Below are 4,157 nucleotides of genomic sequence, written 5' to 3'. Positions count from 1 at the left end.
ACGGTCAGCGCGAAGCCGCCCGTTCGACTGGGTGTATTCGTGACCGCAATAAACGCGGGTATGTTCGGTCAGCGCCCGCAGGCTTTGCAGCGACTCCCACATCTGGGCCGGCGTGCCCTCGAACAGCCGGCCGCAGCCCAGCGAAAACAGCGTATCGCCGCTGAACAGCGTCTCCGCCGCCTCGAACCAGAAGGCGATGTGGCCGCTGGTGTGGCCGGGCACGGCGAAGACGCGCGCCGTCTGCTCGCCGAACACCGTGCGGTCGCCGTCACCGAGCATCACGTCCAGGCCGGGGATGCGGTGGGCGTCGGCGCGGGCGCCGACCACGCTGGCGCGGTAGCGGTCCTTCAGCGCCGCCGCCCCGCCGATATGGTCGTCATGGTGATGGGTCAGGAAGATGTGGGTCAGGGTCCAGCCACGCCGCTCCAGCTCCGCCTGCACCGGCGCGGCATCGCCGGGATCGACCACGCCGACCTTGCCGGATGCCGCGTCGCGCAGCACATAGATATAGTTGTCGGCGAAAGCCGGAACGAGAATGACCTCCACGGCAGCGGACTCCCTGCTGTTGCGATGCGAAACCCGTGTTACGCTTGGGACACCATGTACACTGATATCGTCGACCTTCTCCGGCCTGGCCTTCAAGGTGATGAACGATCCCTATGTCGGGACGCTCACCTTCTGCCGCATCTATTCCGGCACAGCCAACGTCGGCGATTCGCTGCTCAATCCGGTGAAGGGCGAGCGCGAGAAGATCGGGCGCATGCTGCTGATGCATGCCAACAGCCGCGAGGACATCGAGCGTGCCCACACCGGCGACATCGTCGCCTTCGCCGGACTGGAGCACACCGCCACCGGCGACACGCTGTGCGATCCCGCCAAGCCGATCGTGCTGGAGCGCCTGGACGTTCCCGAGCCGGTGATCGAGATCGTGGTGGAACCGCGGACCGATGCGGATCATGAGAAGATGGCGGCGGCGCTGAACCGGCTCGGCCATGAGGATCCGTCCCTGCAGGTCTCCGTGGACCGTGAAAGCGGCCAGACCGTGATCCGTGGCATGGGCGAACTGCATCTCGACATCATCGTCGACCGCATGAAGCGCGAGTTCCGCGTCGATGCCGCCGTCGGCGCGCCGAAGGTCGCCTATCGCGAAACCGTCCTGCGGTCCGCCGAGATCGACCATGTCCACGCCCGGCAGACCGGCGACCGCGCCCAGTTCGCGCGCGTGACGCTGAAACTGGAGGCGCTGGATCGCGGCGCCGGCTTCGTTTTCGAGAGCCGGGCGGCAGGCCTGCCGCGCGAGTTCGTCGCCGGCGTGCAGAAGGGGCTGGAGGCCGCAAAGGACTCCGGTGCGGTTGCCGGCTATCCAGTGGTGGACGTCAAGGCGACCTTGATCGGCGGCGAGGCGCATGACGTCGACAGCTCGCCGCTGGCCTTTGAACTTGCGGCGCGGACCGCCTTCCGCGAGGCGATGACAAAGGCCGTTCCGGCACTGTTGGAGCCGCTGATGCGGGTCGAAATCATCACGCCGGACGATTATATGGGCGATGTCATCGGCGACCTGAACGGCCGCCGCGGACAGATCACCGGCATGGATCAGCGCGGCAACGCGCGAATCGTCACGGGACTGGTTCCCTTGGCGGCCATGTTCGGCTATGTGAACTCCCTGCGCTCCATGAGTCAGGGCCGTGCGCAGTACAGCATGCAGTTCGACCATTATGAGCCGGTGCCACAGGCCATCGCGGACGGTGTCCGCGCCAAGGTGGCCTGAAGACCGCTGGAACGATTGAGAAACGGAGAGACCACCCCATGGCCAAGGCAAAGTTCGAGCGGAACAAGCCGCACTGCAACGTTGGCACGATCGGCCACGTCGACCACGGCAAGACGTCGCTGACGGCGGCGATCACGAAGGTGCTGGCGGAGTCCGGCGGCGCGACCTTCACCGCTTACGACCAGATCGACAAGGCGCCGGAAGAGAAGGCGCGCGGCATCACGATCTCGACGGCGCACGTCGAGTACGAGACGACCAACCGCCACTACGCGCACGTCGACTGCCCCGGCCACGCCGACTATGTGAAGAACATGATCACGGGTGCCGCGCAGATGGACGGCGCGATCCTGGTCGTGTCTGCCGCCGACGGCCCGATGCCGCAGACCCGCGAGCACATCCTGCTGGCGCGCCAGGTTGGCGTTCCGGCGCTGGTCGTGTTCATGAACAAGGTCGACATGGTCGACGATCCGGAGCTGCTGGAGCTGGTCGAGCTGGAAGTTCGCGAGCTTCTGTCGTCCTACCAGTTCCCGGGCGACGACATTCCGATCACCAAGGGCTCGGCCCTGTGCGCGCTGGAAGACCGTCAGCCGGAGATCGGCCGTGACGCCGTCCTGGCGCTGATGAAGACGGTTGACGAGTACATCCCGCAGCCGGAGCGTCCGAAGGACCGTCCGTTCTTGATGCCGATCGAAGACGTGTTCTCGATCTCTGGCCGCGGCACGGTGGTGACCGGCCGCGTCGAGCGTGGCATCGTGAAGGTTGGTGACGAAGTCGAGATCGTCGGCCTGAAGGCGACGGTGAAGACGACGGTGACCGGCGTCGAGATGTTCCGCAAGCTGCTCGACTCGGGTGAAGCCGGCGACAACATCGGCGCGCTGCTGCGTGGCACGAAGCGCGAGGACGTCGAGCGCGGCCAGGTTCTGGCCAAGCCGGGTTCGATCACCCCGCACACCAAGTTCAAGGCCGAAGCCTACATCCTGACGAAGGAAGAGGGCGGCCGCCACACCCCGTTCTTCACCAACTACCGTCCGCAGTTCTACTTCCGGACGACGGACGTGACGGGCATGGTGTCGCTGCCGGAAGGCGTCGAGATGGTGATGCCGGGCGACAACGTCGCCATGGAAGTGGCGCTGATCGCCCCGATCGCCATGGACGAAGGCCTGCGCTTCGCCATCCGCGAGGGTGGCCGCACCGTCGGCGCCGGCGTCGTTGCCAAGATCGTCGAGTGATGACCTGTCCGGCGGACGCCGCAAGGTGAAAGCCGGAACGGAAGGGTAGGGCGGCGGGGGCGATCCCGCCGCTGGTTGGTTGAGACGGGCCGTCTTCCCCGCGCAAGCAGGTAGGGCGTCCCGCCCGGTTCTAGCCATCGGGCGTCGGTGTTCGGGACCGTCCGCCTGTCAACCCAGCTTCCTCCGATCCGGGGGGAGATTCGGGATTGACAGGCGGGCGATGAACGCCTAGAGAATACGCCCTCTGGATTTTGGGTTGGTGGTAGGCAGCTTCGGCCTAGACGCAGCCCGAGACGAACGGCACGGCGCGCCTCCCAGTGGGGCGCGCCGTCTGCTGATCGAAACATCCCCTCCGCGCGATCCGCGCAGGGGATGTTTCTTTTCGTATCGGCCCGTCGCTTTGGTCACAGTGTCGCCCGTCGGCCCCGCTTCGGTGGTTCGGCGCGCGGCCTTGTGCTGTCGGCGATGCCCAGGAGCAAGCTCGTGGAGTTCCGGTGACGCGTCCGCGTCATCGCTAGAAGGTGCAAGGGACGTTTGGACATGGACAGCCAGAACATCCGCATCCGTCTGAAGGCGTTCGATCATCGTGTGCTCGACCAGTCGACCAGCGAGATCGTCAACACCGCCAAGCGGACCGGCGCGCGCGTGCGGGGCCCGATTCCCCTGCCGACGCACATCGAAAAGTTCACCGTGAACCGCTCGCCGCACATCGACAAGAAGTCGCGCGAGCAGTTCGAGATCCGCACCCACAAGCGCCTGCTCGACATCGTCGATCCGACGCCGCAGACCGTGGATGCGCTGATGAAGCTCGACCTCGCCGCCGGCGTCGACGTCGAGATCAAGCTCTGATTTTGGTTGGTAAGGGACCTCTCCGGTAAGCGGATGTCCCTGGTCAGGAGATAAAGAACAATGCGATCCGGTTTGATCGCGCAGAAGGTCGGCATGACCCGCGTCTTCACGGACGACGGCCAGCATGTTCCGGTCACTGTGCTGAAAGTCGACAGCTGCCAGGTCGTCGCCGTTCGTACCGAGGACAAGGATGGCTACACCGCCGTCCAGCTCGGTGCGGGCGCCATCAAGGTCAAGAACGTCAACAAGCCTGAGCGTGGGCATTTCGCCAAGGCGCGTGTGGAACCGAAGCGCGAGCTGGTCGAGTTCCG

The 4,157-nt window shown here is 65.6% G+C and carries 3 protein-coding genes and 2 pseudogenes; 4 read left to right on the top strand and 1 reads right to left on the bottom strand.

What is annotated here, in order from left to right; translation table 11 throughout:
• A partial coding sequence (gloB, locus tag I71_RS26405; protein WP_042700988.1) for a hydroxyacylglutathione hydrolase occupies window positions 1-546 on the bottom strand: 546 nt, incomplete at its 3' end.
• 76 nt (window positions 547-622) lie between these two features.
• Between gloB and I71_RS26400 the strand changes: the two are divergent.
• The 4 genes and pseudogenes from I71_RS26400 to I71_RS26385 all read left to right on the top strand — a co-directional run.
• Window positions 623-1,768 (top strand): annotated as a pseudogene (locus I71_RS26400) (elongation factor G); the annotation flags it as partial.
• Between the two features lie 38 nt (window positions 1,769-1,806).
• The gene (tuf, locus tag I71_RS26395; RefSeq protein ID WP_014246875.1) at window positions 1,807-2,997 is read left to right on the top strand and encodes an elongation factor Tu; all 1,191 of its coding nucleotides are present in this window, start codon (window positions 1,807-1,809) and stop codon (window positions 2,995-2,997) included.
• Window positions 2,998-3,537: 540 nt separating this feature from the next.
• A complete protein-coding gene (gene rpsJ / locus I71_RS26390) occupies window positions 3,538-3,846 on the top strand; it encodes a 30S ribosomal protein S10 (protein ID WP_012973204.1) in 309 nt (102 codons plus the stop codon).
• A gap of 60 nt (window positions 3,847-3,906) precedes the next feature.
• Window positions 3,907-4,157 (top strand): annotated as a pseudogene (locus I71_RS26385) (50S ribosomal protein L3); the annotation flags it as partial.

Source organism: Azospirillum sp. B506 (genome assembly GCF_000333595.1).
In the GTDB taxonomy this organism is placed as follows: domain Bacteria; phylum Pseudomonadota; class Alphaproteobacteria; order Azospirillales; family Azospirillaceae; genus Azospirillum.
Note: the sequence above shows the minus strand (reverse complement) of the source record. Positions and strands in the feature narration are given on the sequence as shown.

What these genes read in the sequence shown, in the direction of transcription:
- tuf (WP_014246875.1), top strand. Translation starts at nt 1,807, where the DNA reads ATGGCCAAGGCAAAGTTCGAGCGGAACAAGCCGCACTGCAACGTTGGC.
- rpsJ (WP_012973204.1), top strand. Translation starts at nt 3,538, where the DNA reads ATGGACAGCCAGAACATCCGCATCCGTCTGAAGGCGTTCGATCATCGT.